4 protein-coding genes are annotated in these 4,259 nt (G+C 43.9%); 3 read left to right on the top strand and 1 reads right to left on the bottom strand.

Annotated features, from left to right (window positions below):
• The first annotated feature begins 269 nt into the window (after positions 1-269).
• Positions 270-1,349, top strand: coding sequence for a PIN/TRAM domain-containing protein (locus IQ242_RS17930; RefSeq protein WP_193960903.1), 1,080 nt, complete (start codon positions 270-272; stop codon positions 1,347-1,349).
• Positions 1,350-1,467: 118 nt separating this feature from the next.
• On the opposite strand, the gene IQ242_RS17925 is transcribed toward IQ242_RS17930, so the two are convergent.
• Positions 1,468-1,746 (bottom strand): hypothetical protein, encoded by a 279-nt coding sequence (locus IQ242_RS17925; RefSeq protein WP_043995783.1) that lies wholly within the window; start codon positions 1,744-1,746, stop codon positions 1,468-1,470.
• Positions 1,747-2,109: 363 nt separating this feature from the next.
• Here IQ242_RS17925 and trmFO point away from each other — a divergent pair, with 363 nt between their 5' ends.
• Positions 2,110-3,447: an FADH(2)-oxidizing methylenetetrahydrofolate--tRNA-(uracil(54)-C(5))-methyltransferase TrmFO gene (gene trmFO, locus IQ242_RS17920; RefSeq protein WP_193960902.1), complete on the top strand. Its 1,338-nt coding sequence runs from the start codon at positions 2,110-2,112 to the stop codon at positions 3,445-3,447.
• A 61-nt stretch (positions 3,448-3,508) separates the two neighbouring features.
• The gene (locus IQ242_RS17915) at positions 3,509-4,006 is read left to right on the top strand and encodes a 2TM domain-containing protein (protein WP_193960901.1); all 498 of its coding nucleotides are present in this window, start codon (positions 3,509-3,511) and stop codon (positions 4,004-4,006) included.
• Positions 4,007-4,259: the final 253 nt, after the last annotated feature.

The following is a 4,259-nucleotide window of genomic DNA, read 5'->3' as shown; positions in this document are numbered from 1 at the left end:
GCTGTCTCCTGTCTCCTGACTCCTATCTCCTGACTCCTATCTCCTGACTCCTATCTCCTGACTCCTGTCTCCTGACTCCTATCTCCTGACTCCTACTATAATTTCGTTTATCTTCGTTAAGATGTATTATGGCTGGGGAGAACATCTCCTAGAATGGAGGCAACTTTCCCGACACAAATTAGGAGAAACCCACAGATATAATATAAAAGCATCCATACTCATTATTTTTCTACCATCATTCCCCCCCTATCCTCTCTGGTATTATCCCCATGCTTGATGCTGTCATAATTTTACTATTCGTCTTCGCTGTTGCCAGTATTGGTTATAGTGGTGTGGACTTGCTGCCGGTTACTGTCCAGTCGCAAATCAGCAATATTGAAGCTTTACGCTGGTTATCGGCGGGTTTTGCCTCAATTATTGGTTTAGCTCTTGGTTTAGTTGCCCAAACTACCTATCGTCGTCTAGAAACCCAAGTAAGACAAACTCCGATCGAAGTTATTTTAACCCGTTCGGTCGGTCTAGTTATTGGTTTGTTGATTGCTAATCTGATCCTAGCTCCGATTTTCTTCCTACCGATTCCGGGAGAATTCTCGTTTATTAAGCCGATAATCGCCATTTTAGGCAGTATTATGTTTTCCTATCTGGGGGTTAGTTTAGCAGATACCCACGGTCGCACTTTTTTGCGTCTGATTAACCCCAATAGTATGGAATCAATTTTAGTGGCAGAAGGAACCCTGCAAGCGGCCGCCACCAAAGTTGTTGACACCAGTTGTATTATCGATGGTCGTATCGAACAATTGTTAGACACGGGATTTATCGAGGGACAGATACTCATTCCCCAATTTATCCTTCAGGAATTGCAACAGTTAGCGGATGGCAGTAACGACCAAAAACGAGTCAGAGGAAGACGCGGATTAGATATCTTAAACCGGATGCAGCAAGAATTCCCCGATCGCATTATCATTCATCCGGCCGATTATGAGGATATTAGCACCGTAGATGCTAAATTAGTCCATCTTGCCCAAGAAATTAACGCCACCTTGCTCACTAACGATTATAATCTCAGTAAAGTGGCCAATCTGCAAAAAGTCACCATCTTGAATGTCAACGATCTCGCCCAAGCAGTACGCCCGATCTACCTGCCTGGGGATACTTTGGATCTGAAAATTCTCAAAGCAGGAAAAGAACCCACCCAAGGCATCGGTTATCTAGAAGATGGCACGATGGTGGTGGTAGAAGAAGGAAAAGATTATCTAGGGGGAGAATTGCGGGTAGTGGTGACATCTGCACTGCAAACCTCGGCCGGACGGATGATTTTTGCTAAACCCCAAAATTCCCTGATTGCCTAAAGGTAATAAAACCCAAAAAAGCCTCAAATACAGAGCCAGAGGGGATTGTATTTGAGGAATTTCATTTTTTAAGGGAAGTTAAGTCACCAATCGAACTATCTAGCCAATTGATACCTAATTAAGCTGGTTTATTGATTACAGCCATGGACTGACGAGCAAAACCGAAATAACTATCCCAGAATTGTTTCTGACTATCGAGGGCAACTTTGGTGGCGGTTTCTTGGGCGGTTAGGTAGGATTTAACCCATTCTTGTTGATATTCAAGGGATTTAACCAAAGTTTCTGGAAACTCAAACACTGGTGTAGTCGTGGGAACACCATTACCCCAAGCGGACAGAAGCAGTTTCTGCCATTCGGCTAGGTATTTTTGGTATTCTTCAAGATAATTGGTGTTCATAGAAGTCAAACCGCTAACTAACCCATCTGGAAGGAGATGGTGAGAAAGTGGGGCGGTGTTGCCACCTTCTCGAAAGCAAAAACCGTGCCGAGATAAAATATAATATTCTATCCCTTCCTTATATTATAACCTGAGTTTGCGATCAGCCCCAATCTTCATGCGATCGCCGTCAGCCCAGCCTATTTTTTTGGTGACTGGGAACTAAGTGGGTGGGTGGAATTAAATATAAGATGAACGTAGGTTGGGTTGAAGCATGAAACCCAACGCCCGATTATGTTACGCTACCGCTAACCCATCCTACAAATAATTTTGCCTCCTTGCTTAACGCTAAAATAGTCCTACTCTAGCCATTTTCTCCCAACTATGATCGATCGCCCTATTCATGTAATTGGTGGAGGATTAGCGGGGACTGAGGCGGCGTGGCAGATAGCCCAAGCAGGTATTCCCGTTATCCTGTACGAAATGCGCCCAATTCGCTCTAGTCCCGCCCACCATAGCCAATTTTTAGCTGAATTAGTCTGTAGTAACTCCTTTGGTGCCATGGCGGTGGATCGCGCCACCGGATTACTCCATGAAGAATTACGACGCTTAAATTCTCTAGTTATTGCCCAGGCCGATCAGCATAGTGTCCCCGCAGGAGGGGCTTTAGCGGTCGATCGAGGGGTCTTTAGTCGAAATTTGACGGAAATCTTGGCTAACCACCCTCTAGTCACCTTAAAACGTCAGGAGATCACGGAAATTCCCCGGGATGGTATCGTCGTTTTAACCACTGGACCGTTAACCAGTGCTGCCTTGGCCGCAGATCTGCAAAATTTCACGGGACTGGACTATCTGAGCTTTTTTGATGCCGCTAGTCCGATTATTCTAGGGGAATCGATCGATCGATCGATCGCTTTTCTGGCCTCCCGTTACGATAAAGGTGAGGCCGCCTATCTCAATTGTCCTATGGATCAGGAACAATACCTGCATTTCTGGCAAGAGTTAAAACAGGCAGAACAAGCAGAATTAAAGGATTTTGAGCGAGAAAATGCCAAATTTTTCGAGGCTTGTCTGCCAATCGAAGAATTAGCCTGTCGGGGAGAGGATACCATGCGTTTTGGTCCCCTGAAACCGGTGGGATTAGCGGATCCCAGATATCCGGATCAACGTCCCTACGCAGTTATACAGTTGCGAATGGAAGATAAAGCGGGGCAATTGTGGAATATGGTGGGATTTCAAACTAATTTAAAATGGGGTGAACAAACACGGGTTTTCCGTCTGATTCCGGGGTTAGAAAAGGCCGAATTTGTCCGCATGGGGGTGATGCACAAAAACACCTTTATAAATTCTCCCCAGTTATTATCCTCCAGTCTCCAGTTTAAATCGCGACCGACGCTATTAGCGGCAGGACAGTTAATCGGCACGGAAGGCTATACGGCCGCGGCTGCTGGGGGATGGTTAGCGGGAACTAATGCCGCTCGTTTAGCTTTAGGATTAGAAACGGTGACATTGCCAACCACAACGATGATGGGGTCATTATTTGAGTTTATCAGCAGTGCCGAACCGAAACATTTTCAACCGATGCCGCCAAATTTTGGCATTTTGCCGAATTTTACCAGAAAAATCCGCAATAAACGGGAACGTTACGGTCAATATGCCGAGCGCTCTTTGCAGGATTTAGAAGCATGGTTGAATCAGTTAAAAACTCCCTGTCTCGTCTAACTGTCAATCCCCAAAAGAATCGCCCATAATAGAGAAGGAACCTATTTCTTTCTCTATCGCTATGCCAAACTCTGATTTTTTCCCTCCCCAATCCTACAGTCAAGAGGATGTGCAGGAAATTCTCTATTTGGCTATCTCCCGTCAAGGGGATAAGGGAGAAATTACCCGTCAACAGTTGTTAGAAATTGCCGACGATTTAGCTATTGAAGTTAAAGACTTAGAAGCGGCGGAAAAGGACTGGCAAGAGTCAAAAATGCTCAGTTATAAGCGGCAAGAATTCGATCGCTTTCGTCGCGAGGAGCTAAAACATAAAACCGTTCGCTATCTGATTATTAATAGTTTTTTTCTTACCATTAATTTAATTAGTGCTGGAACAATTTCTTGGGCAATTTATATCTTTTTGCTAATGGGTTTACCTCTTTCTCTCTCGGCTTGGAAAACTTTTCAAAATCAAGGAATTGCCTACGAAGAGGCATTTAAACGCTGGAAAATTAAAGAGGAAATGAAAGAGTCTTTTACCAATCTTTGGACACAAATTAAAAAGTTTTTACAGTTTTAAGTACCTAGTCAAAAACAAATTCAACTATAGAGAATAGGGAATAGGGAACAGATGGTAGGGTGGATTAGCGAAGCGTAATCCACCGTCTGCAATAAACTGAAACAACTATAGTGATTTCAAATAAGTCCGATACACTCTGGATCGATGAAACCTTTATTCTATTTGGTATTGATAAGTAGCTGGTTATAATTAAATTAAAAATGGATTTTAGGTTCGATACCCCCTGCCCCCCTTAATAAGGGTGGTGTAGATC

The sequence above is a fragment of the Microcystis sp. LEGE 08355 genome (genome assembly GCF_015207185.1).
GTDB classification, from domain to species: Bacteria; Cyanobacteriota; Cyanobacteriia; order Cyanobacteriales; family Microcystaceae; genus Microcystis; species Microcystis panniformis.
This window is presented reverse-complemented; position numbering and strand designations above follow the sequence as displayed.

Coding starts and splice junctions, on each gene's coding strand:
- IQ242_RS17930 (WP_193960903.1), top strand. CDS start 270: ATGCTTGATGCTGTCATAATTTTACTATTCGTCTTCGCTGTTGCCAGT.
- IQ242_RS17925 (WP_043995783.1), bottom strand. CDS start 1,746: ATGAACACCAATTATCTTGAAGAATACCAAAAATACCTAGCCGAATGG.
- trmFO (WP_193960902.1), top strand. CDS start 2,110: ATGATCGATCGCCCTATTCATGTAATTGGTGGAGGATTAGCGGGGACT.
- IQ242_RS17915 (WP_193960901.1), top strand. CDS start 3,509: ATGCCAAACTCTGATTTTTTCCCTCCCCAATCCTACAGTCAAGAGGAT.